The organism is Amycolatopsis palatopharyngis (assembly GCF_003385185.1).
Lineage (GTDB): Bacteria > Actinomycetota > Actinomycetes > Mycobacteriales > Pseudonocardiaceae > Amycolatopsis > Amycolatopsis palatopharyngis.
Window position 1 is genome coordinate 1 of the sequence record NZ_PQHZ01000123.1, and the last position, 1,370, is coordinate 1,370.

1 protein-coding gene is annotated in these 1,370 nt (G+C 61.0%); it reads right to left on the reverse strand.

The features are described 5' to 3' along the window. Positions 1-37 precede the first annotated feature (37 nt). Positions 38-1,300: an IS256 family transposase gene (locus D0C15_RS33830; protein ID WP_072029909.1), complete on the reverse strand. Its 1,263-nt coding sequence runs from the start codon at positions 1,298-1,300 to the stop codon at positions 38-40. Positions 1,301-1,370: the final 70 nt, after the last annotated feature.

Genomic DNA, 1,370 nt, shown 5'->3' on the forward strand with positions numbered 1-1,370 from the left:
GGGTCCGTAACGCGAACGGTGTTTCCGGCGGTGTCGATTAGTAGGTCTCGGTCACCGGCCAGCGGTCACCGAAGGTGATGGAGAACGCGTTGATCACTGGCTTCCAACGCATCATCCATCGTGCCGCCCCGGTCCCTGTGGGGTCGAGGCTGCGGGTCACAAGATACAAGCACTTCATCGCCGCTTGCTCGGTGGTGAAGTGCCCACGTGCCCGGATCGCGCGCCGGTAGCGTGCGTTCAACGACTCGATCGCGTTCGTCGAGCAGATCATCCTCCTGATCTCGATATCGTAGTCCAGAAAAGGAACGAATTCGGTCCAGGCGTTACGCCAGAGTCGAACCATGGCTGGGTATTTCTTCGACCATTTCTCGTCCAGTTCGTCCAGTGCCGTTGCGGCGGCGTCGGCGTTGGGTGCCGTGTAGATTTCTTTCAGGTCGCGTTTCAACGCGTCCGTGTATTTCCGGGAAGTCAGCCGAAACGAATTACGAATTAAATGCAGAACGCACGTCTGGACGATCGTTTGTGGCCACACCTGCTCCACCACCTCCGGTAACCCCTTGAGGCCGTCACAAACCAGGAAGAACACGTCCTTAACGCCGCGGTTCTTGAGATCCACCAGCACACTCATCCAGAACTTGGCGCCCTCGCCGCCGGTACCGGCCCACAATCCGAGCACGTCCTTGCGGCCGTCGGTGGTGACGCCGATCGCGGCGTAGAACGGCCGGTTGGCGACCTGGCCGTCCCGCACCTTGACCACGATCGCGTCCACGAACACCGCGGCGTAGACCGGCTCCAGTGGACGGCTTGCCCAGTCCTGCATCTCCTCGATCACCTTGTCGGTAATCCGAGACACCGTCTCCTTCGACACCGACGCGCCGTAAATCTCGGCGAAATGCGCCGAAATTTCGCCCGTGGTCAACCCCTTCGCATACAACGACAACACGATCTCGTCCACGTCAGTCAGTCGACGCTGACGTTTCTTCACGATCTTCGGCTCGAAAGTCGATTCCCGATCCCGGGGAACCTCGATGTTCACCTCTCCAGCCGCGTCCGAAACCACCGTCTTCCCCCGGGCCCCATTCCGCACATTCGCCGAATCACGATTCGAATCGGCACGATTCTTCGCGTGCCCGAGATGCTCGGTCATCTCCTCGTTCAGCGCCGCTTCCAGAACGTTCTTGGTGAACAGCTTCAACAGCCCGTCCGGTCCAGTGAGCGACAGGCCACGTTCCCGCGCCTGCGCCACCATCGCCGCCGCGGCAGCCTGCTCGGCCGACCGCTCCCGCTCCGACTTCCTCATCTTCCTCTGATCCGCGCTCACAGCATCGGATGCCATCACTGTCCGTACCCATCCCGCCGGATTTCACCCC